The 25399-nt window shown below is 49.2% G+C and carries 17 protein-coding genes; 6 read left to right on the top strand and 11 right to left on the bottom strand.

Annotated features, from left to right (window positions below):
• Positions 1 to 86: 86 nt before the first annotated feature.
• The 3 genes from ACYZZ0_RS20710 to ACYZZ0_RS20720 form a co-directional block, all read right to left on the bottom strand.
• Positions 87 to 3155, bottom strand: coding sequence for an efflux RND transporter permease subunit (locus tag ACYZZ0_RS20710; RefSeq protein WP_461538569.1), 3069 nt, complete (start codon positions 3153 to 3155; stop codon positions 87 to 89).
• A 2-nt stretch (positions 3156 to 3157) separates the two neighbouring features.
• On the bottom strand, positions 3158 to 4264 hold the full coding sequence (locus tag ACYZZ0_RS20715) for an efflux RND transporter periplasmic adaptor subunit (protein WP_461538570.1): 1107 nt from the start codon (positions 4262 to 4264) through the stop codon (positions 3158 to 3160).
• A 134-nt stretch (positions 4265 to 4398) separates the two neighbouring features.
• Positions 4399 to 5160 (bottom strand): hypothetical protein, encoded by a 762-nt coding sequence (locus ACYZZ0_RS20720; protein WP_461538571.1) that lies wholly within the window; start codon positions 5158 to 5160, stop codon positions 4399 to 4401.
• A 154-nt stretch (positions 5161 to 5314) separates the two neighbouring features.
• Here ACYZZ0_RS20720 and ACYZZ0_RS20725 point away from each other — a divergent pair, with 154 nt between their 5' ends.
• Both ACYZZ0_RS20725 and ACYZZ0_RS20730 read left to right on the top strand, forming a co-directional pair.
• Entirely contained in the window at positions 5315 to 5935 is a 621-nt protein-coding gene (locus tag ACYZZ0_RS20725) for a TetR/AcrR family transcriptional regulator (protein ID WP_461538572.1), read from the top strand.
• A 99-nt stretch (positions 5936 to 6034) separates the two neighbouring features.
• Complete coding sequence (locus tag ACYZZ0_RS20730) at positions 6035 to 7021, top strand: hypothetical protein (protein ID WP_461538573.1); 987 nt, start codon at positions 6035 to 6037, stop codon at positions 7019 to 7021.
• Positions 7022 to 7032: 11 nt separating this feature from the next.
• Here the strand turns inward: ACYZZ0_RS20730 and ACYZZ0_RS20735 are convergent, their stop codons facing one another.
• A complete protein-coding gene (locus tag ACYZZ0_RS20735) occupies positions 7033 to 7944 on the bottom strand; it encodes an AraC family transcriptional regulator (RefSeq protein WP_461538574.1) in 912 nt (303 codons plus the stop codon).
• A 225-nt stretch (positions 7945 to 8169) separates the two neighbouring features.
• Between ACYZZ0_RS20735 and ACYZZ0_RS20740 the strand changes: the two genes are divergently transcribed.
• The 4 genes from ACYZZ0_RS20740 (at position 8170) to folE2 (ending at position 14525) form a co-directional block, all read left to right on the top strand.
• Entirely contained in the window at positions 8170 to 9333 is a 1164-nt protein-coding gene (locus tag ACYZZ0_RS20740) for an efflux RND transporter periplasmic adaptor subunit (protein WP_461538575.1), read from the top strand.
• A 4-nt stretch (positions 9334 to 9337) separates the two neighbouring features.
• Positions 9338 to 12490, top strand: a complete 3153-nt coding sequence (locus ACYZZ0_RS20745) for an efflux RND transporter permease subunit (protein ID WP_461538576.1) — start codon at positions 9338 to 9340, stop codon at positions 12488 to 12490.
• Positions 12491 to 12940: 450 nt separating this feature from the next.
• Complete coding sequence (locus tag ACYZZ0_RS20750) at positions 12941 to 13354, top strand: MerC domain-containing protein (RefSeq protein WP_461538577.1); 414 nt, start codon at positions 12941 to 12943, stop codon at positions 13352 to 13354.
• Positions 13355 to 13619: 265 nt separating this feature from the next.
• Positions 13620 to 14525 carry a GTP cyclohydrolase FolE2 gene (gene folE2 / locus ACYZZ0_RS20755; protein WP_461538578.1) on the top strand — a complete coding sequence of 302 codons (906 nt, stop codon included), beginning with the start codon at positions 13620 to 13622 and terminating at the stop codon, positions 14523 to 14525.
• Positions 14526 to 14654: 129 nt separating this feature from the next.
• Here folE2 and ACYZZ0_RS20760 read toward each other — a convergent pair whose 3' ends face one another.
• From ACYZZ0_RS20760 to ACYZZ0_RS20790, 7 genes are all read right to left on the bottom strand, one after another.
• Positions 14655 to 15176: a hypothetical protein gene (locus tag ACYZZ0_RS20760; protein WP_461538579.1), complete on the bottom strand. Its 522-nt coding sequence runs from the start codon at positions 15174 to 15176 to the stop codon at positions 14655 to 14657.
• Between the two features lie 257 nt (positions 15177 to 15433).
• The gene (locus ACYZZ0_RS20765) at positions 15434 to 18529 is read right to left on the bottom strand and encodes an efflux RND transporter permease subunit (protein ID WP_461538580.1); all 3096 of its coding nucleotides are present in this window, start codon (positions 18527 to 18529) and stop codon (positions 15434 to 15436) included.
• Positions 18530 to 18543: 14 nt separating this feature from the next.
• Positions 18544 to 19659, bottom strand: a complete 1116-nt coding sequence (locus tag ACYZZ0_RS20770; protein WP_461538581.1) for an efflux RND transporter periplasmic adaptor subunit — start codon at positions 19657 to 19659, stop codon at positions 18544 to 18546.
• Between the two features lie 182 nt (positions 19660 to 19841).
• Positions 19842 to 20273, bottom strand: coding sequence for a DUF1499 domain-containing protein (locus ACYZZ0_RS20775; RefSeq protein ID WP_461538582.1), 432 nt, complete (start codon positions 20271 to 20273; stop codon positions 19842 to 19844).
• Between the two features lie 222 nt (positions 20274 to 20495).
• Entirely contained in the window at positions 20496 to 22139 is a 1644-nt protein-coding gene (locus tag ACYZZ0_RS20780; protein ID WP_461538583.1) for an endonuclease, read from the bottom strand.
• Positions 22140 to 22504: 365 nt separating this feature from the next.
• On the bottom strand, positions 22505 to 23842 hold the full coding sequence (locus tag ACYZZ0_RS20785; RefSeq protein ID WP_461538584.1) for a sulfatase-like hydrolase/transferase: 1338 nt from the start codon (positions 23840 to 23842) through the stop codon (positions 22505 to 22507).
• A 360-nt stretch (positions 23843 to 24202) separates the two neighbouring features.
• The gene (locus ACYZZ0_RS20790) at positions 24203 to 25393 is read right to left on the bottom strand and encodes a putative manganese transporter (protein ID WP_461538635.1); all 1191 of its coding nucleotides are present in this window, start codon (positions 25391 to 25393) and stop codon (positions 24203 to 24205) included.
• Positions 25394 to 25399: the final 6 nt, after the last annotated feature.

The raw sequence follows: 25399 nt of genomic DNA on the forward strand, positions 1-25399 counted from the left end.
AGAGTGCGTTTCGCACTGGGGATGTGACATACCGCTTTTGCTCAGTGATGAAGAGCAGGGCCCTTCATCACTGATCGAAGAAATTTTTAGCTGTGTGCGGCTTCAGTATCAAAACGAATGCGATACAGCAGTGCATAAGCCACGGGCAATACCAGCAGCGTCAGTACCGAAGCAAAGCCCAGCCCAAACACTATTGCTGTTGCCATTGATCCAAAGAAAGCATCAAAGATTAACGGAATCATGCCCAGCATAGTGGTCAGTGCGGCCATGCATACCGGACGTACCCGGCTGATACAGGCTTCAATAATGGCTTGCTGTATCGGAATATCCCGGCTGGCATCAATATTGATCTGCTCCACCAGTACAATCCCGTTCTTCACGATCATCCCGGAGAGGCTGAGCACACCCAGCAGTGCAGTAAAGGTAAATGGCATGTTGAACAGCAGCAGCCCCAGAACTACACCGATGATTCCCAGAGGCAATGTGAACCAGATAGAAAGTGACTGACGTATCGTTCCAAACAAAAATACCGTAATCAGGAACATGGTCAGAAACCCGGAAGGCAGCGATGCAAACAGGCTGTTTTGGGCGTTGGAAGACATTTCGTACTCGCCACCCCACTCCATAGCGTATCCGTCCGGTAACCTCATCGCTTCGATTTTATCAATCAAACGCTGTCGTACGGCTTCCGGTGTATCTCCGGTCATGGGAATGGCATCGGCAAAAACGGTGAGTACACGCTTGAGATCCCGTCGTACAATCAGCGGGTTTTCCACTTCATTATTAAACCCGCTCACTGCCTGTGAAACCGGTACAAAGCCATTTCTCTCGGTGCTCCACACCTGCAGGTCAACAATACTGTCTGCATTTAATCGCTCCCGTGCCGGTGCCCGGGCTACAACAGGCATCAGGTGACTGCCTTCCCGGTAAGTGCCAACGGCTTTACCGTCAAAGTTCACCAATAAGGCTTCGTCCAGCGATTGTTTGGAGATACCGCTGCGACGAGCGGCGGCTTCATCAAGAGTAGGGCGGACAATATTGACCTTTTCCCGCCAGGAGTGACGAACACCCGTGGCCGAAGGCTCGTTCTCGATAATGACTGTTGCCTCGGCGCCCAGCCTGCGAAGAACATCGGGATCAGGGCCGTAAAAGCGCACTTCAATATTTGCGATAGGTGCGGGTCCAACCTGCAGTAGTTTTGTCAGGTACTCCACTTCAGGATGAGTATCCAGCAGGCTGCTGATTTCCGGAGCCAGCTTCTCGATAGTCTCCAGATCTTTAGCTTCTATAATCAGCTGAGCATAACTTTTGTAGGCCTTTTCCGGAGAGTAAGTCAGGATAAAGCGCTGGGCACCCATTCCAACGACAGAAGTCACATTGACCACACCATCCAGTGCCAGCACCTGCTTTTCAATTTCCGAGACTTTGTTTTCGGTCTGGCGAATATCTGTGCCTTCCTGCACGCGCAGGTCAACAAAGAATATAGGTGTGTTTGAAGGCGGAAAGAATGCCTGTTTGATCTGGCCAAAACCTGCAATGGCCAATGCCAGGGCAACAATTGTCAGACCCACCGTTGTCAGACGATGTTTGAGCGCTGCCTCCAGTATTTTGCGGTAGATGACAAACAACACGCCTTTGTAGGGATCAACTTCACTGCCAACCAAAGCGTCTTTGGGATCGTCAAAGAACAGGTCGCAGAAAAATGGTGTCAGGGTAATGGCCAGGAACCAGCTGATCATCAGTGACAGCAGCAGTACCTGGAACAGGGAAACCAGGAAGTAACCCGTCGTATCCTGAGACAGGCCAATGGGGGCGAAGGCCATAATAGCAATTACGGTGGCCCCGAACAGTGGCCATTGATTATGAGCAATCACCTGTTTGATGGCGTCTCTTTTGGAGTTACCTCGCTGCAACCCGATCAGCACGCCCTCGGTGATCACGATGGCATTATCAACCAGCATGCCCAGCGCGATGATCAGAGCGCCAAGGGATATCAGCTGTAGCTGGACATCCAGCACATACATGCCAATAAATGTGCCGAAAATGGTGAGCAGCAGTATGCCTCCCATCAACAGGCCAGAGCGTGCGCCCATTGTCAGCAATAACACCACAATAACAATGGCAACCGATTCAACCAGATTGATCAGGAAGCTGAATACGGATTCATCGACGGTTGCGGACTGGTTGTAGACAGTCGTCAATTCCATACCCAGGGGGCGATTATTTTCCAGCTCAGCCAGCCGTATATTCACCGCATGGCCTACATCAACAACATTCACGCCTTTGGAAAAAGAGATACCCAGAGACAGGGCACGGTCACCATTGCTGTGGTAAAGGTTGTCAGGTGTTTTTTCAAAATCTTTGTAGGCTCGGGCAATATCACCCAGCCGAGTCAGCTGGGTACTGCCTGCAGGGCTGATAATCAGCTCTTCCAGCTCGCGAATATCCTTGAATTCCCCGGTGGGGTGAATGCGAATGGACTGACCATCAACCAGCATACTGCCGGCATTGGAAACGACATTCTGATGTTGAATCAGACTGTAAATCCACGACGGATTCAGATTCAGGGATTTCAGTTTCTCCTGTGATATTTCAACAATAACTTGCTGGCTGATGACCCCGGCAAGGCTGACCTTGCTGACTCCCTTGACCAGTGACAGCTCCCGGCGCAGAAAGTCACCATAGTTTTCCAGATCCCGATAGCTGTATCCCTCACCACTGATGTTATAGAGAATACCGAACACATCGCTGAAGTCGTCATTAACCATTGGCGTATTTACACCGGGTGGCAGCTGAGCTTGCAGATCGTAGACCTTTCTGCGGAGTTCATCCCAGATTTGCGGATGCATGGCAGGTGTCGCACTGTCCAGCAGCTCCACTGTGATCTGGGAAACACCTGCGCTTGAGACCGAATCAATATGCTTTACATACTCAAGCTGTTTGATAGCACGCTCAATCGGTACGGTGACTTCTTCTTCCACCTGTTCTGGAGAGGCGCCGGGATAAAACGTAATAACCATCGCCTGGGGAATCGGGAATTCAGGAAATTCCAACTGCCCCAGTTTGGTAAAGGAAAAACTCCCGCCTACCAGCAGCAGGACAACCAGCAGCCAGCTAATGACCTTGTTTTTGAGGAAATACTCGGAAATATTCATTGTTACAGGCCCCGCTCACGAACCAGAGGCTTGACCTTCATATCGGGTCGAAGACGACTCAGACCTGCGACTGCAATTTGATCACCGTTCTTCAGGCCGGAGAGAATAGTCAGGCCATTTTGTGTCAGACGACCAACTGTCACTTCCACAGGATTGACGGTGCCGGTTGCCGGGTTATAAACCCAGGCCTGTTGGATGCCACTGGTATCATCCGAAAGCACAGCGGTTGGCGGTACATTAAAAGAGGATACGGCTTTCTTGCCGGAGACTTTTTGCAGATCCACATGAACCGTGGCTCCCATGCCCGGGTAAATGCTTATGTCCTCGGGCACTGGCATGGAGAAGGTAACCTTGTAGGACTGGGTACCCGGCGTCACACTGGTGTCGTGTTCCTTGTAGGTTACGGGGTAAGCGTTCCTTGTGTCATTGGCGAAGGTTACCGAAGGCTTATAACTGAAATCCGTTTCATCCTTGCGGACGGATGCCATGATGTTTTCCGGTACCTGAATACTGATATCCAGCGTTTTGCTGTTCTGCAGCAGCAGAATGGTTTGCTGTGCCTGAACATACTGGTGATTTTCTACATTGGTGCGAGCAACCCGGCCATCGAAAGGTGCGGTTAATGTAGAGTATCTGAGTTTGTCTTTAGCCAGCCGGAGTGCCGCTTTTGTGGACTTCAGGTTAGCGTGGGCTTTATCCAAGTCTGATTGGGAAATAACCTTCTTTTCACGCAGTGAATGAATCCGCTTGTAGTTCACTTCAGCCAGATCATAGTCTGCCTGGCGTTGTGCCAGTTCGTTGCGAATGTCTTTGTCATCAAGGCGAGCCAGTAATTGTCCGGCTTTAACTTCCTCTGCTGTTTTCACCGGGAATTCAACCAGTTCACCGGGAATACGGAACGAGATCAGTGATTCTTCTGAAGATGAAACTGTTCCGGGGAAGTGACGAAGATCCTGTAGTCCGGTGTCTTGTACCGTAAGCAGTTTTACCGGGCGTACAACCTCTTCAGGGGCTGATATTTCTGTTTCACTGCAACCAGAGAGCAGGGGACCAAGTAATACTGTCGCTGTAACGGCAAGTACGGTTTTCCGGGGGGAAAGTAATGTCATGGGTTTATCCAGATAGTTTTTGAATAAGCGATGTTGATAGTTGATTTACAAGCATGCGGGTGCTGCTCACCAAAAAATCATCATGTTTATCGGGTGTAAAAAATAAGAGCGATATTTTTTGATATGAGCTGCTTTTAAAAGAAGTAGGTAACTGAGCTTTGATCTTTACTCATATAGTTTTTTGAAGTCTTTGACCGGTTCGTCGTATTTATCTTTCTATTATTGTTGAGATAAGAAGTTGATTCGGTTTTACGAATAAAGTCATTCAATTCAATAGTCGCTTTGACATAATCTCCAGCAGTCAGATACTTCATGGCATTTGCCTGAACCTTCTCCTGGGCTGCGGCATAAATACAAAAATCAATATCTGATGCTTCGCAAAGAGGTATAAGCCTTTCAAGACGCGTAGCATATTCGGAAGTTGCATCGTGCATAACCGCTATGAATGTTTCAGGAAATAGTTTTAATGCAGCCTCACTAAAGAAAGCTTTTATGGATACTATGTAGTTGTCCGGTTCTATTTTGTATTTATCAATAACGGGTTGATATTTTTTCTGACTTAAATCCTCCAGTTCCGCATAAGCTTTCCAGAAAGCGCCTGCTTCGCCCTCAGTTACTTTAGATGAAACATGCTTTACAACCTTGTAAGCGAAAAGGCGATTGTTTATTTCGTGGCTTACTATCTGTTCAAAGTCAGGTCTGGTGTTGGCCATTGCTTCAGTTAAAGGCAAGCAGAAGCTCAGAAACAAAAAGAGTGAAAGCAGTTTTTTCTGCGGAATTTTCATCATGATACTTGTCGATAAGAAGGTGTCAGATTTATGACCGAAACCGGGACTCCGGGGTCTCTGACCGTCATCAGATCTTCTATGACTCGCTCTGAAGTTTGACAGGTTCATACTGACTCCTCGAAAGACTGCTAACTGCCGATTCCTATACACTTATCCCTGTGATCATACATAAAGTAAACTATACGGTGCAGTTTACTTTGGGGTTTGAAAAAAGTAAACTTTGCAGTGTAAAAAGTTAGAGAGAAGTAGGAGCAGTGACCCGATGGCAAAGCTGACAAGAAGTGAGCTAAAGCGGCAGGCTATTATCGATGCTGCTAAAAAAGCCTTTAAGGAAAATGGTGTTCAGGCAACGAGTATGGACAAGTTGGCTGAGGTGGCGAATGTCTCCAAACGCACCGTTTACAATCACTTCAAGACTAAAGAAAACCTGGTCATGTTCCTGGCCGCGGAGCTATGGGAAAAGGCAATCCAAGCCAATGTCTGCCCTTATAACAGTCAACAGCCACTTATCCCGCAGTTGAAAGAACTGGTATTAAATGAAATACGGTTTTTGAGTGATAAAGATTATATTGATCTGGCGCGGGTTGCTTTCGGGCACTTTTTCTATAAACCGGAAGTGATCAGGAAAGAAATAGAAAAAGTTTCTATTGAAGAGTCTGCTATTTACAAATGGCTGGTGGCTGCTCAGGACGATGGGAAAATGAGCTTTAATGATATTGATCAGACCAAGGATATATTGGACAGTTTGATCATGGGAGGCTGCTTTTTGCCACAGTTATTAGGTGTCCAGGATGGTCTCGATTTGGATCAGCAACAGTCACTGGCCGATGAGATCGCTGCAATACTTGTCGCAAGGTATGGTGTTAATGATGAAGAGAGCTAGTGTCATATACACTTTATAACTGCTCGTATGTCAGGAAAATCTCCTGCTCTTTTTTTATAAGCTATTTTTGCACATGCCTCCGGAAAAAGGTCATCGTGCATGAAAATTTGCCACGGTCTGTTCGTTTTTCTGATACTCCTCAGCCTGCAAAGTGTCGCTGCAAAAGAAACTACATATCAATGGAAGGTCGAAAATAACAGTGCTCTTATTTGTGATGGCACCATAATTGCGGACAGTCAGGTCACCACAAGTGGTATTCTGAACGGGTATAGCCGCAAGTACTCGGCTGTTCTGGATTTACCTGCTCAGAGCTATATGAGTTTTACCGGGCAGGATTACTGTGTTTATCGGGAATTATCAGGCTGCAAAGTTGAAATTAATCAGCAGAGTCTCGAATGTGGTTTGCCAGCGTTTCTGGCAACACTTTTAGGCGATGGGCAGCGATCAATAGAGCATCAGATTACCGCTACGTATGTTTTAAGTGCTTCGACAAAAACACTTATTACCAATGCTGTCTGGAAAGTATGCGCTAACACTTTGCCATGGCTTTTAACTGCCTATGAAATAGCCACAGATAGTTATTTGTACCGCTCTACGGTGGCATATCAACTGAGAACGGCACAGCCGGGATCGTTACCTCAAAGTGTTATGGTTTTCAGGAGATTGTTGTCGCATCGTACTTGCATTGATGGCTACAACTCAGAGAATTCATCAAATGCGATTAATGATCACAAAACGCTGCTGCTGGACTTGTTCCTATTGAGTAATGCTTCCTGTGACTGGATACGCAAGAGAGTAAAGCAGCCCGGGGCATCAAAGCTGCCGGTTCTTGTTTCCGGGCTCTTCAGTGAAGCTGTACTGGCGCAGATCACTGTACAGTCTCTGGCCGATCCGGATGATGCCAAGGTTGAAGTGCCAACTCATTTGCTGGTAATTACATTCAATACTTCTGAACAGGTTACCTATCACTTGAAACTGACACCTGTTGCGGGCAGGAAAACAGCTGTTCAGACATTGAGAATTACACTCAGATCGGGTTATTACTGCTGTACCTTGAACCTGCAAAGTGAAAGTGTTCTCAGGTAAACATTATTGAGTCAGTTCATCTGGCTGGACCATTTTGTAAATGGAGCCAGCGTTTCCGAAGGCGCATAACCGAAGTGTCGCTTGTACTCACGGCTGAACTGGGAAAAACTCTTGTAGCCGACCCGGTGACTGGCCTCATTAGCTCGCTTCCCTTCCTTGATCAGCACCTGTGCGTGCTGCAGTTTGCTCGACTTTATATACTGCAGTGGTGGCATATGCATGACACTTTTGAAAGTGTCGTAAAATGATGTTTTGCTCATATGCACCTGGCTGGCCAGGTCATTGATATTAATAGCCTGATCAATATGGCCATGAATATACTGAATGGTTTTGGCAACGCTCTGAATCTGGCCATGCTGATTTAACAGCTTGCACAGCGCTCCACCCTGTTCTCCGGTCAGAATTCGATAGTAAATTTCATCAAATACGGCATTGGACAGGATATCTGCTTCATAAGGAGTATTGGCAATACGCATCAAGCGGGTAAAGGCATCAACAATATCTTCCGAGGCTTTACCCGTCAGTACGCTGGAATGACTGGGTGGCTTTTCCGGGCAGCGATCAATACCCAGCTGATCCAGCTTCAACACAAGATCAGCAAGGCGTGGCAAGTTGATTCGAATGGCAGCACCCAGAAATGGCTGCTCGTGTGTGGCGGAAATAACCCTGCCTTTAGCGGGTACTGGAAGGAAATTGATAAACAGATCACCGGCCCCATAAGTGTACTCGTGCTCACCCACCACACAGGTTTTTTCGCCCTGGCCAATCAGACAGATCAGGGGTTCATACACGGTGCATTCGCCGGCATAGGGGGATGACACACGAAAAGCCATCACGTCATTTACCAGAGTCTTGTTTTCCCCATCTTCCAGCGCATGCTCCGCCAGTAAATCGCGGAACTGGTTTAACCTTAACTCCCTCATAATGACTGCTCATAAAAAGTAACGTCGGAATATTATGCATCCTTCTCGCACTTTTGGATATTCATAAGTCGATTTTTCTGGAATATATTACATGCCATACAGGCTTGTAGCAGCCCTTGAACCAAAACCAGCCGTGGTTGTATGCCGTAAACCTCTTGAACGCTGTTCGTTCATTCAAAGACAGAATTACCGACTTTATTGCTTCCCCGAGAAAAATTCCGAGTCATGAAGATGCCTAGATATATCCGTTCAGGGCTGCTTGCAGTCCTCGCTGTTCCCGTACTGTTGGGAATCACGGCTTGTTCTCCCCAGGAGCAGGCTGCCGCTGCCAGTGAACATCCAAAGCAACCTGTTGATGTTGCTCCGGTACTGGTCACCGATGTGACTGACTGGAGTACTTTTACCACGCGATTGCAGTCACCGGACAGAATTGAACTTCGCCCGAGGGTGACGGGTATTATCGATCAGGTGCATTTCGATGAAGGCAGTCTGGTCAGGGAAGATCAGCTGTTGATCACTCTGGACCGTCGTACTTTTGCTGCAGAAGTAGCCCGCCTGGAAGCCCGGGAAAAAGCGGCACAGGCTGCTCTGGATCAGGCTTCCATGGAAGCAGAGCGGGGCACCAGCCTGCGCAGTGCCAATGCAATTTCTGCCGAGCGGGCCGATGCGCGTAGATTCCTGGCAACCCAGCGCCGGGCAGAATTGGCTTCAGTTCAGGCTGAACTGAAAGCGGCCCGACTTAACCTCGAATTTACCGAAATCCGGGCGCCTATTTCCGGGCGTATCTCCAATGCTTTTATAACCCAGGGCAACGCTGTCAGAGCCAATGATACTGTGCTCACACGACTGGTTTCCACTAACAAAGTGTATGCCTACTTCGATATTGATGAGCGCAGCTGGAACAGCAAGTTCAGTAATATCACTGCCAGCAATAACCTGGCAGCCTTCCTGCAACTTAATGGCGAAGACGGTTTTCAGCATCAGGGAACGCTCGACTTTATCGATAACACCGTTGATCCCCAAAGCGGGACTTTGAGGGTCCGTGCCACCTTTCCGGTTGATTCGGCACAATTGCGGCCAGGTGCTTTTGCCCGCATCCGAATTGCCCCGCAGAGTGCGAGGGCGCGTGTTCTAGTTCCTGAAAAAACCATTGGTACCGATCTCAATAATCGCTTTGTACTGGCGGTAGATGAAAATAATGTGCTTCAGTATCGCCCGGTTGTAACAGGTATCCGTGTGGGTGGCTTGCGTGTGATTGAGTCAGGTCTTGAGGCCGGTGACCGTGTTGCCGTTAACGGTCCGGCCCGAGTCGGTCCAGGTATGCCTGTTGATCCGCGGCCGGTAAAGATTGAAGCGCCGAAAAAGACGCTGGTAGTGGCCGGGGCATAACCGTATGAATATCAGTCATTTCTTTATTCATCGTCCGATCTTTGCAGCGGTTTTATCGCTGCTGATTTTGCTTGGCGGGGCGTTGTCTTTATTCCAGCTGCCGTTGAGTGAATACCCGGAAGTTGTTCCGCCTACAGTAACAATTACCGCCAATTATCCCGGTGCAAATCCGAAAGTTATTGCAGAAACCGTAGCCTCTCCGCTGGAGCAGGAGCTGAGTGGTCTGGAAAACATGCTGTATCTGTCGTCCCAGTCAACATCTGACGGACGGATGACTATTACGGTGACGTTTGCTTTGGGCACTGATCTGGATAAAGCCCAGGTACAGGTTCAGAACCAGGTTGATCTGGCATTGCCTCGTCTGCCGCAGGAAGTGCAGCGTCTGGGGGTGGTGACCGAAAAGGCTTCACCCAACCTGACAATGGTTGTAAACCTGTACTCTCCGGATAACAGTCGGGATATTGCCTACCTTGCCAACTACGCTGATATCTATATCGAAGATCAGCTGGCCGGTTTACCCGGAGTAGGGCAGGTGCGCCTGTTTGGTGGCAGTGCATACTCTATGCGTCTGTGGCTTAACCCGGATGCACTGGCCGAGCGTAGTCTAACCGCCAGCGATGTTGTGCAGGCGGTGCGTGAACAGAACCGTCAGGTTGCGGCAGGCAGTCTGGGGGCGCAGCCTACTGTGCAGCAGAACCAGTTTCAGGTGCTGCTGAATGTACAGGGCCGACTCAGCACTGTAGAAGAGTTTGAAAATATTGTTATACGGGTTGGTGAGCAGGGTGCTATCACCCGTTTGAAAGATGTTGCTCGGGTTGAACTGGGTCAGAGTAGTTATGCCTTGCGAGCCAGTCTGGATGGACAAACTGCGGTAGCGATTCCGGTGTTCCAGCGTCCGGGCTCCAATGCTATTGACCTTTCCGATGCCGTACGCGCCAAAATGGATGAGCTGTCCGGCCGGTTCCCGCAAGGTGTGACTTACGACATCGCTTACGATCCCACCGTATTCGTTCGCAGCTCTATTCAGGCGGTTATCGATACGCTGCTGGAAGCTGTGATTCTGGTGGTTCTGGTTGTTATCCTGTTCCTGCAAACATGGCGTGCGTCGATTATTCCGCTGATTGCTGTTCCGGTGTCGTTAATCGGAACCTTTGCTGTGATGCAGTGGCTGGGTGTTTCTATCAACACGCTGTCGCTGTTTGGTCTGGTATTGGCCATCGGTATTGTGGTGGACGATGCCATTGTGGTGGTGGAAAACGTAGAACGGAATATTGCCAACGGCCTCACACCGCTGGAAGCAACCAAGCAGGCCATGACCGAGGTGACTGGCCCGATCATTGCCATCGCGCTGGTACTTTGTGCGGTATTTATTCCCACCGCATTTATTCAGGGCCTGACCGGACAGTTTTATAAGCAGTTCGCACTGACTATTACCATTTCTACCCTGATTTCAGCCTTTAACTCGCTGACACTTTCTCCGGCGCTTTCTGCATTGCTGCTGAAGGGGCATGACAGTAAGCCGGATGTTTTGACCCGGGCAATGAATGCAGTATTTGGTCGCTGGCTGTTTAACCCGTTCAACCGCCTGTTTGATTCTGCAGCAAAGGGTTATGAGTCTCTGGTAAAACGCCTGATTCGCTTTTCTGCCATTGTCGGTCTGGTCTATGTTGGTCTACTGGTAATGACCGGACAGATGTTCAATCAGGTACCCGGTGGTTTTATTCCGGCACAGGACAAACAGTATCTGCTGGCTATTGCCCAGCTGCCTGATGCTGCCAGTCTTGATCGTACTACAGCCGTAGTACGGGAAATGGAAGCGATTGCGGCACAGACACCGGGTGTTGCTCATACCGTGGCATTTCCGGGGTTGTCAGTGAATGGTTTTGTAAACGCAACCAATGCTGCGATTGTGTTCCTGCCGCTGGATGACTTCTCTGAACGTACCAGTCCGGAGCTGTCTGCGGGTGCCATTGCGGGTCAGCTGAATGCGCGTTTCTCGGTCATTGATGAAGCCTTTGTGGCCGTGTTCCCACCGCCTCCGATTCTGGGGCTGGGTTCGACCGGTGGTTTCAAACTGCAGTTGGAAGACCGGGCTAACCTGGGCTTTGAAGCCCTGTTTGATGCCCTGCAACAGACGCTGGCTGAAGGTCGCTCCAATCCTGCATTGATGGGCTTGTTCTCGAGCTTCCGTATTCAGGTGCCACAACTGGATATTACTGTGGACCGGGAGCAAGCGCTGATTCAGGGGATTCCTTTGAGTGAAGTGTTTGATGCCCTGCAGATCTATCTCGGATCGGTCTATATCAATGACTTCAACCTGTTTGGCCGTACCTATCAGGTGAATGCCCAGGCTGATGCCAAATACCGCCTTGATCCCGAACAGGTTCTGCGATTGGAAGTGCGTAACCGCGCCGGTGATATGGTGCCTCTGGGTTCTGTGGTTTCCATCAGTCCTGCACTCGGACCGGATCAGGTAATGCATTACAACAATTACCCCAGTGCAGAGCTTAATGGCAGCCCGGCACCCGGTTACAGTTCTGATCAGGCGCGGGCGGCTATTGAAACGGTAATGGCGAAAACCCTGCCGGAAGGTATCAGCTACGAGTGGACCGAGGTGACCTATCAGCAGATTCTGGCCGGTAATACCATGGTGTATATCTTCCCGCTGGTAGTACTGCTGGTGTTCCTGGTACTGGCGGCACAGTATGAAAGCCTGCGTCTGCCGCTGGCGATTATCCTGATTGTTCCCATGACGATTCTGTCAGCGTTGTTGGGCGTATGGGCACTGAATGGTGATAACAATATCTTCACCCGTATTGCCCTGATTGTGCTGGTGGCCCTGGCAAGCAAGAACGCCATTCTGATGGTTGAGTTCGCCAAGGAACGAAACGAGCAGGGACTGTCCCGGTTGGAAGCTATTTTAGAGGCCTGTCGTCTAAGACTGCGCCCGATTCTGATGACTTCTATTGCCTTTACCGCGGGTGTTGTTCCTCTGGTGCTGGCATTCGGTCCCGGAGCAGAAATGCGACATGCGATGGGTATTGCGGTGTTTTACGGCATGCTCGGGGTAACATTCTTTGGACTGTTATTTACCCCGGTCTTCTATATGGCTGTCAGCAGAGGAGCAAAATCAGGGGCTAAGCCTGTGTCGCATTAAAGTCATCAACTTAAAACCATCAATATCAGCCTGCATTGGTTTCAAATAATGCAGGCTGGCAACTGGAGGACACTTTAAGTCTATTTCTATTTGTTGTGTGTGTTTCTGGGTAGCTGTACCGCGATAAGTTACAGCTACTTTTTTTGTATCCTTCCGCGCATTCCTCTCTATATATCGTATCTGGCATCAAATAGTGCCCCATATCTGATCGGGCATCCTATATTAACTGTCAGGAAATATTGTTATTTCGGTTCCCAGATTTACATAGTGTCACCGGCTGTCTGTGACAGGCTTCTTGATGGTCTCGATAAAGATGTTATAACATAACATCTTGCTGTGAGCCGCAGGGTTTTCTCCTACTTCTTTAGATTCTGGAAGCTCAGCCTTTATATGGCGACTGGTACATAGCTTTTGGGTATTTATTGCGCGAACCATCCATTGAGGAAGAACATGAAAGCACTGCAAACCTATACTGATAAAGCGGCCATCGGGTTATCGTTTCTTTGTCTGGCCCACTGTCTGGCGCTTCCTCTGATACTTGTGATGTTACCCAGTCTGACGGTCTTGAACCTGGAAAATGAGCTGTTCCATCTCGGGATGGTTGTCATTGTTGTGCCGACCAGCCTCTATGCCTTGACTCTTGGCTGCAAGAAGCACAAGAACTATCAACTGCTGGGCATCGGATTAGCGGGACTGGCCTTTCTGTTAGCAGCGGTTATCGGTGAAGAAATGGTTGGCGAATTTGGTGAGAAAGCGCTGACTATGATGGGCTCCCTTTTGATTGCTTACGGACACTTCCGTAATTATCAGCTTTGCAGACATGCTGAAGATTGCTCCTGTGCCGAGCAGTGTATTGACACTTGAGAGTAGAAGGGGACTCACTCCATTCGTGAATAAACAAACACACCCCGGAACGGTAATCAGTCATACAGGTCCTGACGCTTAATTTATCAGGGCCTGATTCTATTCATTATATGGATACCCTTTGTCAGGGGTTCATCTCGCTTTTCAATTAAACCTGCCTGTATTAATGGACCGTTGTTTTTTGAAGGCCAGCAGGTATGGAATCAATCACACTCTTCACAACGACCCGTGTTGAATAAGTTAATTAGTTGAATAAATAACAAATATGTCCATTAGCCAGCCACTTCCAGATGTTACCTCCGGCCAGATCAGCGACAGGCGATACCCATTGCAATGGGTTGGTATGGAAAAGATTGCGGTTCCTGTCTCTCTCCCCACAGAGGAAGGCAATAGTCAGACCCTTGTAGGGGAAGCTGATGTCTATGTCAGTCTGGATAAGGCTGAAGCCAAAGGTATACACATGTCACGGCTGCATGCCGTCATCAATACCCTTAATGATCACGAATGCAGTAAAGCGACGCTTGATAAACTGTTAGACAACATGATCACCTCTCAACAGGGTATCAGCAAAGGTGCAAAGATCCGGTTGAGCTTTAATGTGCTGCTCAGGAAACCTGCCTTGCTGAGTCCGGCCTCTGGCTTTCAGTCATATCCGGTTGTCATCACGGGGGAAATAAACAGGCATCTTCGCAGTTATGAAATGGAACTCAGTATTCCTTATTCCAGTACCTGTCCCTGTTCAGCCTCTCTGGCCCGCCAGCTTTACTCCAATGCTATTGATCAGGCTTTTCCCCAGGACCACATCTCTAAAACAGAGCTTCTTCAATGGGTGCAGGCAGAAACAGGCACGGTCGCCACGCCTCACAGTCAACGTTCATTTGCCTCTATCAAAATGTTGCTGGGTGACAGCAGTTGGCCTGAGGTCAGCTCATTGATTCTGCATCTTGAAGAAGTGCTGGGTACAGCGGTGCAAACGGCTGTCAAACGAGTAGATGAGCAGGAATTCGCCAGACGCAATGCGCTCAATCTGATGTTCTGTGAGGATGCGGCTCGCAAGATTAAGGAAAGTCTTGAAACAATGGAGTTTGTGCAAAGCTACTGGTTGAAAGTTGATCACCAGGAAAGCCTGCATGCCCATAACGCAGTGGCTATCGATCAGAAATATATTTAACAAACGTTTGCTCTCCGGTTGCCCGGAGCAAAATTTGAGCGTTTATATCTGCATAATACCTCGCTTTAGATAGCCTAAGCGGGGTATTTCAATAAGCTGATATTGCTGTATGTGAGTGGTTACTTTTTCTTAGTGGTGCTGCGAGGTTTTACATGCCCTTAGTCGTGTTATTTTTAAGGAGCTACCGCAGCGAATCATATCCATTTCTTGATGACTTCTTATGTTAAAAACATTGCCTGCACTATCTCGGGCACTCCGTGTGATGTCGTATGAAGCTTTCCATCCATTGTTTTGATTGCCACTAACAACCAGGTTACTTACAGTGTGTTCATTCCAGACAATATTTTCCATTAGCTCACGATACCAGCGTAGAAAGTCAGTTCTGGAATGAAGTGCGGCACCGGGATAGCGAAGATCAACAGGCTCAGCCAGCCGCTGCAGAAAATAGCCAGGTTCTTGCTGGTGGTCAAAAGCCGCAAACCACTGATAAATAAAACTGCCCACATCGTTCTGGCTGTATTCCAAACGGCTCTTTGCTTCGTAACCTGCGCTCAACCTTTGAATATTAACGGGCTGGTTGGCCTGAGTGTTGATTATCTGTAGTGCCAGTACGGCAATAACGGGAATTAATGTTATTTTTCTGGTTGCCATTATTCGGGGATTGTCCTTGTCAGGGTGATCATTGCCAGGTGGCAGCAATATAGTGATGAACCGGAACAGGGGCGGTGTTTTATCTACTAGCGGAAGTTATTTCAGATAAGCAGTGAGTTGGCAAAAGTCGCGCAGTGATATCTGAAATACCCTGAGGGCAGGAGGCTGTCAGGAAAGTATCAGGCATTGAAGGAACCTGATACAGACTGACTTAAAACAGGCTATATCAGGTTTTTTATACAGAAGACCTATCGTGTTTACGCTGTCTTTCTACGATCTTCCCGTCGGCCGGAAATGACCAGCAGGCAGGGTGTCAGCACCAGTGTCAGCAGGGTGGCAAAGGCCAGACCGCCGGCAATAGCGGTTGCCAGCTGGCTCCACCATTGGGCAGAAGGCCCGCCAATCTCCAGTTTGTGCTGGAACAGATCAATATTGGTAGAGAGCACCATCGGCATCAGTCCGAGAATGGTTGTGACTGTGGTCAGCATCACCGGACGTAAACGCTGGGCTCCGGTTCTCAAAACGGCTTCTTCGGCTTTGAGTCCCTGTCGTCGAAGTACATTGTAGGTGTCAATCAATACAATGTTATTGTTCACTACAATACCGGCAAGAGAAATAACGCCAATACCGCACATCACAATGCCAAACGGCTGACTGGTAACCAGCAGACCAAGGAAGACACCACCGGTTGACAGGATGACCGCGGACATAATCAACGATGCCTGGTAGAAGCTGTTGAACTGGGTCACCAGGATCATGGTCATCACAAACAAGGCAATGGAGAATGCGTTTTGCAGGAATTCACTGCTCTCCTGCTGGTCTTCGTTTTCTCCCTTGAATTCAAATCTGACCGTGGGTGGAAAATTCGCATCGGTAAGTGCCTGCTGAAATCTTGGTAGTTCATTATTCAACAGTGCGCCTTCGGCCAGATCGGCAGTGATGGTAATTGTCCTGCGCCCATCCAGATGGCGAATCCGGTCAACTTTGGGGGCAATAACCCGCTCCGAGAAGTTGCTGATGGGAACCAGTCCGTCCGGAGTCATCAGTCGCAGCTGGTCAATGTTTTCCAGATGTCGGTCTTCCTCGGGAAAACGAATCCGGATATCCACCTCATCATCACTGTCATCAGGGCGGTAATTACCCACAATCAATCCTGATGTTACCAGCCGTACCAGTGCACCGGTGCTGGATACATCGGCGCCGTAACGAGCCGCATCAGCACGATCCACCTGCATCCGCCATTCATAGCCGGGTGTCGGGCCGTTATCGGTAATATGAGTGAAGTTCTCAAACCCGCTCAGAATCTTCCTGATCTGATCGACAGTGGTATACAGCTCATCCAGTCCCTCGGTTGAAACCACCAGTTCCAGCGGTTTGCCTTGGGGCGGGCCGTCCTTTTGTCGTTCAACGGTAATATCCAGCCCTTTAAACACATCCATTTGCTGCTGAATACGTTCGGCAATCAGTGCAGCGCGACTGCGATATTGCCAGTCGACCAGGGTTACCCGGACAGTACCGACTTCTTCATTAAGCCCGGTACGGGCATATAGTGTTTCCAGTTCCGGTAGCTCAAGCAGAGGCGCTTCGATCTTTTTGAGAATGCTGTCTTTCTCGTCAATCGACAGGTTGCTCGAGTTCACTTTAACCCGAACCACAATATTGTCGGTATCTACATCCGGGAAGAACTCACTGCCTTTACCAAACATGCCAAAGGTGACGTAGATAAGGAATACCATCACCAGGCCACCAAAGGTGATCTTTAACGGGTGACGTATGGCCAGTGACAATACTCTGATATAGCGGCCGGCCATGCCCGGTACTTTCTGCAGGTCACCGGAGTCGGTCTCATTCAGCACCTGCTGCTCGGTTTCCGTCAGTGTTCGTGGTTTGCCAATCAGGGTGCCAATGGTGGGGATAAATATCAGCGCCATGATCAGCGAGGCCGAGAGGGTGGCAATCAGCGTCAGTGGCAGATAAACCATCATCTCACCCATCATGCCGGGCCAGAACATCAACGGGAAAAATGCAGCCAGAGTGGTGGCAGTAGAAGCAATAATCGGCCATGCCATTCGCAGCGAAGCTTCGCGGTAGGCATCCTTGCGGTTAACCCCTTCGCTCATTTTGCGGTCGGCATATTCGGTAACCACGATAGCACCATCCACAAGCATGCCCACTGCCATCATCAGTGAGAACAGCACCACCATATTGATGGTCAGTCCCATCATGGCAATAATCAGAATACCTGCCAGAAATGAGCCCGGAATAGCGATTCCGACCAGCAGTGCACTGCGTGAACCCAAAGCACCGATAATAACTGTGATAACCAGAATAACCGCAGCCAGTACACTGTTCTGCAGGTCGTTCACCATAATCAGAATTTCTTCTGACTGGTCGCCAACATAAGAAACGTTCAGGGTATCCGGAGCCAGTTTCAGGCCTTCATTTACCACAGCCTTAACCAGCTGCACGGTTTCAATAATGTTTTCACCGGGACGCTTTTTGATTTCCAGCGCAATACTGGCTTCGCCGTTCATGCGGGCATAGCTGTTATTAGCTTTGAAAGTCAGCATTACATCGGCGATATCGGCAAAGGTGATAACCCGGTCATCACTGCTTTTAACCGGCTGGGACAGAATATCAGCGGGTGTCTTGTAAACAGCCGGTACCTTGACTGAAAAACGTCCGTTGCCGTTATCCATATTGCCAGCTGCTACCAGCTGGTTATTGCGGCTAACCAGATTGACGACATCAGCCGGTACCAGACCATAACTTTCCAGTTTTAATGGATCGATAATGACATCAACGACATCTTCCCGGTCACCGGCAATATCGACTTCCAGTACCTGCCGGTAGCCTTCCAGTTCATCTTTCAGGCGATGTGCCAGCTTGATCAGCGAACGTTCAGTTAACGGGCCGGATAATACTGCAGTGATTACCGGCATTTCTCGGGCAATGGATACCTGCTCGATAATGGGTTCATCGGTACCGTCAGGCAGCTTGGCCTTGGCCTGTTCAACCTTGTCCCGTACCTTGGCCAGCATCTGCTCACTGTCCAGTCCGGCAATAAACTCAAGGGAAATACTGGCGCTGGACTGGGAGGCGGTTGCTCTCATATCCTTGATGCCTTCCAGTGACCGCAGTTCGTTTTCCAGCGGCATTACCAGCAGGCGCTCGGAATCTTCCGGCGAAATGCCTTCGTAACTGACCTGGACATTTATCTGGGGAATCTTGATATCCGGCATCGATTCCCGGGGAATGGTCAGATACGACGCCAGCCCGGTAATCAGGATCAGGGCAAACATCATCAGTACAGTTCTGGATCGTCCCAGTGACTGATCAATCAGATTTTTCATCGGCTTTTCCCCGGTTATTCCGCAGCGACCAGATCATTGGAAACCACGGTCACCTTGTCACCGACGCGAACAAAGCCATGGCCGCGGGTAATAACCCGTGCCTGCTCGGGAATACCGCTCAGCCAGATACTGTTGCTGGTGCTTTTGACGATATCAACAGGGCTGAAGTGAACCCTGTCACTGTTGTCTACCCACTTGATACCGGGTTCGCCGGTTTCACTGAGGGCCAGAATGGCGGGGCTGACTTCAATGGCACTGATCTCTTCCCGCAGCAGGTCAGCTTCTACACTGAGACCGGCCGGTAAAACCATGCCAGGGTTGGCGACTGCAAGTTCTACCGAGAAGGTACGTGTGGCAGCATCAGCCTGGTGGTTGATATAGCGGATCGTGCCTTCGGCTTTATGACCGTCAATAAAGCGGACATTGGCTTTGTCGCCGGTCGAGAAGGCCGAAATGTCTTTCTGGGGTACATCAATCCGGATCACCAGTGGATCTAGGTCGAGGATTTCGGCCACTGCCTTGCCGGTATCGATATAGTCACCCAGCTCCACAAAACGCTGATTGAGAATACCGGTCACCGGGGTTTTAACCTGAGTGTTGTCGAGCCGGACTTTAAGCTGTTCCAGCATGGATTCTGCTTGGGCAACTGCCACTTCGCGCTGGGTCAGGGTATTGTCTGGGAGGTGGTTGTTCTTGTTCAGGGCAAGGGCTGAACGGTATTCCTGCCGGGCCAGTTTCAGTTGTGCTTCCGCAGATTTAATCTGGGCGGGCAGACTGCCTTTTCTCAAACTGGCAATCTTCTGGCCAGCCTCGATATGTTCACCGCGTCTGGCATTAACGCCAACGACACGGGCCGGCATTTCGGCACTGATGGTGATAACCCGGTCCGCTTCTGTCCGGCCATACAAGGTCAGGGTACGACGGATTGTTTCAGCCTGAATAGAGCGGGCATGTACCGAAGGAATCTCCTGCGGTTTACTTTCCTGTACCGGCCTGGCGTTTGCCTGAGGACTGTCACCGTTATCAGTTTTGTTGATGTCGACAACGTCGGCGGTGAACAGGAATACGGCAACACCGATGGCCATGGCCAGGGATAACAGCCAGGATCTGTTGATTCCGGAGAATTTCATGGGCAGTTCTTTTGATTGTTGTTCTTGCATCAGCCTGGAGGACAGGTTCTGGAAACAGCGAAGTTAGCAGAGCGCAGCTGACAGTCTTGTAATTTGTGTATTTTCTCCCGGAGTACTGAAACTGACGGGGAAGTATCCATCCATGGGCTCTCATTCTGTCAGTATCCGGGTCAAAAAGCGAATCACGGTTGGCTGGTTTGCAACGCCTCAAGGCTGCTGCGCAGTGTGGCCACACGTTCCCGGTTGACACCAAAATCAGAATAGCCGGTTCGGGATGCTGATTTTACATCAATGGTTCCGTCCTGATTGATTCTGAGGGTTATGTCATCTTTGAATCTGAACCATTTGGATGTGGCTACAGCGGTAATGACATTAGCTTCGGTGCCTGTGACTTCCATCCGATCCTGACTTTTCAGGGTGGCGATCAGTGCTGTACGGATTTGCTCGGGGTCTTTGGCGGTGAAGCTCAATGGTTCGATGTAGTGTTCACCTGTTGCCTGACTGCTGACACAGTTCGGGCTTTCGGGGCAGCTGAAGTCTGTCTCTGCCCTGGCTGTTAAAGCAGTCATAGCTGAGAAGATCAGACAAAGTGCTAATGGTTTTGCTTTATTCATGCTGCTTCCATACCTGTATATCACCGAAAAATTAGTGATCTTTCTAAAATATAATTATCTCTGTAGAAGAGATGAACTTTGCCAGATTGGCAGGGCATGGAGCAAATAGGGACAGAATCAGGGGAGTAATAACGAGTGGGTCAAGCCTACCCGGGAATAGAGGGCATTGGAACTTGAGCCATGTCGGGGCTAATGGCTCCGACATGGCTTGGCAAGTTTTAATTACCAGATCTGTTCCACAAACTCTGGATGATCAACAAACGGGTTGCGGTTGCCCTGGAATTCAAAGGCTGCCTGGTTACGGTCAATTTCTTTCTGGCTGACCGGATCTTCAGAGTGCCACTTCTTCAGCATCGTCAGCATCCACGGTTCAAATACCTGACTGTTGGAGCCGTCCAGTACTGCATCAGAGTTGCTGGAGTTGTTTTCCCAACCAGCGATGCGATCCTGATAGCGGGTTGCCATGTAGAAGTATGCACGGGCTACATCACCCTTGAACTCATCAATAGGTTCAAAAACGGTGCCGTTGTAACCGGATGTGTTGGATGAACCCAGTTTGGAACCATTGCTGGAAGTGTAACTGGCGCTGCCGACTTCACCGTACGGGTAGTTGCTACGCTTGGCATTCACATAGCCGTCAGTGGCAAAGATATGATGCACGTCAGAGTTCATCGGCTCGACCTTGCCGCCAAACCAGGATTTGGGGAAGGAATGCTCACGGTTGTAGCAGTCACCTTCACCCCGGTAGGTGCCGCACTGATCCTGCCCAACGGTGTAGCTGAAACTGTCGCCGGACTGAGGCTTCTCGGAATAAATATCCAGAATGCTGCCGTCGTTTTCGTAATAGTTATCGCGGGCAGCGTCGTGGTAGAAACTCCAGATTGCAGAGTAACCGCGGGAATTATGGCTCTTGATAATATTGAACAGCGCAGTTTTGAGAGCCTGACCGGTCAGACCTTCGGCATCCTGATAATAGCCATTCGGATCAACAGGTGTTGGATCTATAGGCGTTGGTGTGGAGTCTTCGCCAATAGTGAAGGTTTTGGTTTCGGAATGGTTGAAGTCGCCACCCTCTGCGACAACATCGCTGCCCACGGTAATGCTGTAGCCACCATTGCCGGTCAGACCGTCGCCATAGCTGTCATTGATGGTGAAGCTGTATTGACCATTATCCAGACAGAAAGCCTTGTTTACAGTGACATTGCTCTGATAGCCGCTGCCATCGTAGAGAGAGGTGCCGCCACTGTTCTTCAGCACCCAGGAGGTTTCGGAGCCGTAGCTATCGGTGGTCAGGGTCAGGGTTGTTTCTGTTTTGTCACAGCCTGGAGTTGGTGTTACAGGCGGTGGATCAACAGGAACGGAATCAGTCCGTGGCTGGAAGTTATCGACGTAGACGGTTTCATTGCCGTCAAAGCCACTGGTGTCGTAGAAGCGCAGGCCGACTTCAATCTGCCCATTGGAAGACGGGGTATAGGTATGGCTCAGGGTCTGCCATTGTCCGGTCTGGGACGGGTTGGAGTAGCCCAGGTAGCCATCGACATAAAGACGTGCCTTCACGCGACCTTCGGTATGATAAACCGATACAGAAACTTCAACCGGAACACCTGCGGTTACTGGAATGGACTGACGGAAGTCGGTGGAGCCCTGATTTTTGGTCGTCACATCAACTTTGGCAGAACGGCTGCCCGTCTGAACATAGGCTTCTGACGGAGAAAGCGAAATACCGCTGTCGATAGTGGTCCAGCCAGCAGGGGTGTTGCTGTTCCAGGTTTCGAAATCACCGTTTTCGATCTGGGCGAAAGCGCTGGCGGACGCAAGCGCCATTGCTCCGGTTAGCGCCCCGGTAAGGGCAATCAAATGCTTCATTATAGTTCTCGGACTTGAGGATACCGGTCAGGGCACACGTACTCCCTGGTCCATGCCTGACTGTCTGACAGCCGAAAGGTCGCTTCGGGGGAAAACAGAAAGCATGCAGGCCACCATATATGTGGCTGGTCGTATATTGATCAAAAAAAGTTTCATTTCAACGTCAAACAAATGGATGTTTGTTCTGTGTCAATATTTGTGCGGAAAAGTATTGAGTGGTGATGGGTGAGTGTTTGATATGTTCGTTTTGGGCAAAAATAAAGAAGTCGACGGAAAAGATCAGAAGTAAAAAACTAATTAAAATTGCTGTGTAAGCCTCTTTCTCGGTGACGGAGCAGTCCTTTGCCCCGCAAGAGCGAAGATGACTACAGGATTTTGTTTTCAAGCTCGCTCATTAGCAGCTCAAGATCCCGGGCTTTATCCAGTATTTCCTTGAGGTAATCCGCGCTGCAGGCTTCCTGATCGGTGCTTGGGGAAACATGGCTGTAAATAGCCAGATTTTCCTCTTCGTAGGGATCCTTATTCAAATCGTACAGCGCATAGCGATTTTCGATATTTTCATTATCAAGATCGAAGTACCGCACCAGCTTCCAGTTATCGGCATCAACTACACAATGAGCGTAACAAGGCTGAATGGCGGAGTTGCCTTTACTCAGTTCTGTTTTCTGCTGTTTTTCTCCGAAGTACTGGCTTTGATTTTCTGAAAAGTCTGGTTCATTTGCTGCCAGCTTGAGTCGTTCCACCGCTCCCATATACATTTCAAAAGGTGTGACGGGTACTGAGCCCATCTGACTGATGACTTCTGCAACATTCAGTGGTTCAGAGATGGTTTTATGGCAGAGAAACAGTACACCATCACATCGGGTAATTTTACCGATTGACCCTTTTTTCAACAGGTTGCTGAGTTCTACGCCGGCGGCCTGGAGTGTGTCACTACCGGATTTTGCGGTTCGGGCTTGCGGATACAGTTTTTCAGCATCAATGCCTGCCAGCTCCAGAATCGTCGGTAGCAGGTTGGTATGGCTGGTCGCCTTGTTAATCTTCCTGAGATTTATTCCTTTCGGATCAGAGCTTACATCCCATCCTTTGGGAAAATGCACAACCGCAGGGACATGCATTGCTTCACTGAAAGGCGAATGATCAACGTCCACAGATTCCTTAAGATGCGGGCAGAATATCACGATGGTGCTTTCGGCCTGACCTGACTCGTCCAGTGCGTGCAGTACTGACAGAATATGAGTGTCTACCTTGCCCAGATTGCAGGGATGGGACTTTCTGTTCGAATGATAGGCTGCTTCAGTGCTGTCGGTCTCTTGATCAATGCCGCAAGGGTTTCCAAGAGCCTGATGCCTGAGAAAACTGAAATGGGTATCACGACAGTGGATGTCATGACACTGGCCACCTGTTGTTACATTCGTGTATGCCAGTTCCGGATAGTCCTGTGAGGCTTCACTGTTATAGACTGCACCTGTCACAGATGTTATCTGGTGATTGGCAAGCACTACAGCATTTTCACGCAGGGCTGTAAAACCGGGGAAGCTGTGTTTGTAGTGGTTTAACTGGCCTGAGTCCAGATTACTTTTGAAACTCAGTACATCGCGAATTACCGGATCAAGTTCTTCAGCCTGGTGTCGCGGAAACAGCATCTGATCAACCATGATCATCAATATATTGGGCTTTTTATTAGTCTGATTATTTTCCATAAACATCATCTTGGTTTTGCAATGCTGTTATTTCATTAAGCGGCTTTCTGCCGGGTTCTGGCGGTCTTTTTAAAAGGTTGATGTTTGCAAGGATTACTGCCTGATTGAGAATGCTCCCTGTAGTGGGAATCGGCGAATGTTTGGCGTGAAAAATTACCAGCTATGACTAACGGGTAATATGCAATTTTCGCAAAATTGAGAGTTTTGGCTTCGTATGGCTGGTATCAGTGCGAAAAAGCACTGAATTCTTTGGAACATGCTCCTTTATGCAGAGGAGCAGATAAGGATCAAGGGAGGACGAGCTGGCTTGATGTCTCTCCCTGTGAAGGTGTGATAGTGCTGCAGGGTTTTAAGTCTGATCTACCAACCCATAAAGAAAGCACCATAGCCGATAATAAAGGCCGGGATAGCACTGTAAACTGTTGCTTTCATTGCCGCTTCAGGAGCCAGCGCGATAGCTGGAAAAAGTGCATCGCCATCATTACTGATGGCATTCGCCAGCTGTGCAGAAAGTGGAACGACACCGTTTATATAGAGTGTTGTAACGACAATTTGGGGACCACAGCCTGGTACAAAACCAATCAGAATGGCAAAAAGAATAGCAACAACCCCCAGGTTCTGGAACAGGGCATCGAGGTTGAGGCCAGTAAAATAAACCAGCAGTTCATAAGACAAAAAACCAAGAATCACCCAGACAGACACAAAGCTGGTTTCGGCAACCACTGTCTCTTTCAAATATTTGGTTTTAGGTTTTTCCGCAAACCTGGAAGACCATGAGTCAAATGGCTGACTCAACCATACGACGATACATAACAGGGCGCCGGAGAAACCCAGCCACTTGGCCGGTTCCAGACTGGCATACGCTCCAAACAACTGGTTGGAGTCGACCTGAAAGGCTTCCAAAATACCCATTACACTTCCCGGAACCAGTAAGCACAAAAACAAGGTTGTCATGGGTGAAGGCAGTCGGGGTACCGGAGAAGAGGTTTTATTGGCGGCTGTGTTTTCAGATTTCAGATAATCAGAACCGTGAATAAAATTAACGGCATAACCGAACAGAATGCCGGCAACTAGGCTGGTACTGTAAACGGCCAGTGCAATATCCGGTTTTCTGGAAAGCAACAGGAATGCGGCATCTCCCATGGTCGAGATTAGTACTGCAACCAGAGCACCGAAGCTCATTTGTCCGTTTACAAACTGGGTGACTACAATAATGGCTCCGCCACAACCCGGCAGAGCGCCAAGTAGGGAGGCCATGGGTATCTGTAGCCGATTACGCTGGTTCAGTATTTGTACCAGATCTGCTTCAAAGTAGCGGTCCAGCGCATAAAAACCGGCAAGGGTCAGTGCGATGAAAATACTGACGCCCAGGTAGGCGTCACTCAAGGTAGACGTGATCAGTTCGAACAGCTGGCTGTCAGTTTGAAGCAATAGCATCAAACCGATGAATAACAATAACAGGGAGAGGTTGTCTTTTGACAAGCGCACAGGTTTGACAATAAAGCTGGCAAATACCTGTGAGTTGCTGATTTTATTCCGGATTCTGGGCATCACAGG

It is taken from the genome of Spongorhabdus nitratireducens (assembly GCA_947387575.1).
In the GTDB taxonomy this organism is placed as follows: domain Bacteria; phylum Pseudomonadota; class Gammaproteobacteria; order Pseudomonadales; family Endozoicomonadaceae; genus CANDOC01.

What these genes read in the sequence shown, in the direction of transcription:
- ACYZZ0_RS20710 (WP_461538569.1), bottom strand. Translation starts at nt 3,155, where the DNA reads ATGAATATTTCCGAGTATTTCCTCAAAAACAAGGTCATTAGCTGGCTG.
- ACYZZ0_RS20715 (WP_461538570.1), bottom strand. Translation starts at nt 4,264, where the DNA reads ATGACATTACTTTCCCCCCGGAAAACCGTACTTGCCGTTACAGCGACA.
- ACYZZ0_RS20720 (WP_461538571.1), bottom strand. Translation starts at nt 5,160, where the DNA reads ATGAACCTGTCAAACTTCAGAGCGAGTCATAGAAGATCTGATGACGGT.
- ACYZZ0_RS20725 (WP_461538572.1), top strand. Translation starts at nt 5,315, where the DNA reads ATGGCAAAGCTGACAAGAAGTGAGCTAAAGCGGCAGGCTATTATCGAT.
- ACYZZ0_RS20730 (WP_461538573.1), top strand. Translation starts at nt 6,035, where the DNA reads ATGAAAATTTGCCACGGTCTGTTCGTTTTTCTGATACTCCTCAGCCTG.
- ACYZZ0_RS20735 (WP_461538574.1), bottom strand. Translation starts at nt 7,944, where the DNA reads ATGAGGGAGTTAAGGTTAAACCAGTTCCGCGATTTACTGGCGGAGCAT.
- ACYZZ0_RS20740 (WP_461538575.1), top strand. Translation starts at nt 8,170, where the DNA reads ATGAAGATGCCTAGATATATCCGTTCAGGGCTGCTTGCAGTCCTCGCT.
- ACYZZ0_RS20745 (WP_461538576.1), top strand. Translation starts at nt 9,338, where the DNA reads ATGAATATCAGTCATTTCTTTATTCATCGTCCGATCTTTGCAGCGGTT.
- ACYZZ0_RS20750 (WP_461538577.1), top strand. Translation starts at nt 12,941, where the DNA reads ATGAAAGCACTGCAAACCTATACTGATAAAGCGGCCATCGGGTTATCG.
- folE2 (WP_461538578.1), top strand. Translation starts at nt 13,620, where the DNA reads ATGTCCATTAGCCAGCCACTTCCAGATGTTACCTCCGGCCAGATCAGC.
- ACYZZ0_RS20760 (WP_461538579.1), bottom strand. Translation starts at nt 15,176, where the DNA reads ATGGCAACCAGAAAAATAACATTAATTCCCGTTATTGCCGTACTGGCA.
- ACYZZ0_RS20765 (WP_461538580.1), bottom strand. Translation starts at nt 18,529, where the DNA reads ATGAAAAATCTGATTGATCAGTCACTGGGACGATCCAGAACTGTACTG.
- ACYZZ0_RS20770 (WP_461538581.1), bottom strand. Translation starts at nt 19,659, where the DNA reads ATGAAATTCTCCGGAATCAACAGATCCTGGCTGTTATCCCTGGCCATG.
- ACYZZ0_RS20775 (WP_461538582.1), bottom strand. Translation starts at nt 20,273, where the DNA reads ATGAATAAAGCAAAACCATTAGCACTTTGTCTGATCTTCTCAGCTATG.
- ACYZZ0_RS20780 (WP_461538583.1), bottom strand. Translation starts at nt 22,139, where the DNA reads ATGAAGCATTTGATTGCCCTTACCGGGGCGCTAACCGGAGCAATGGCG.
- ACYZZ0_RS20785 (WP_461538584.1), bottom strand. Translation starts at nt 23,842, where the DNA reads ATGGAAAATAATCAGACTAATAAAAAGCCCAATATATTGATGATCATG.
- ACYZZ0_RS20790 (WP_461538635.1), bottom strand. Translation starts at nt 25,393, where the DNA reads ATGCCCAGAATCCGGAATAAAATCAGCAACTCACAGGTATTTGCCAGC.